At 49.5% G+C, this 297-nt stretch carries 1 pseudogene; it reads right to left on the bottom strand.

Features of this window, described 5'->3' with window-relative positions:
• Window positions 1-297 (bottom strand): annotated as a pseudogene (locus tag HC175_RS22935) (biotin synthase BioB); the annotation flags it as partial.

Genomic DNA, 297 nt, shown 5'->3' with positions numbered 1-297 from the left:
GCACCTCATCAAATTCCTGCCCGTCCTTTACATTTCTCCAGGCGGCACCCATACACACTCTCGAGCTGCCCGCTTCTTTAGCGCGTAAAGCCTGGGCTTTCACCTGGTTCACGCTCATTAGATCATTCCCCTCCAGGTTGGTATGGTATCGGGCAGCTTGCGGACAGTATCCGCAGTCTTCGGGACATCCCCCCGTTTTTATTGATAATAAGGTCGAAACCTGAACAGTATTTGGATCATGATGTTCTCTGTGAACAGTGGCCGCTTCATAAAGCAGTTCCATAAAAGGTTTGTTGT

The organism is Salinimicrobium oceani (genome assembly GCF_012037645.1).
The sequence above is the reverse complement of the archived record's forward strand: the minus strand, read 5'-3'. Positions and strand labels throughout refer to the sequence as shown.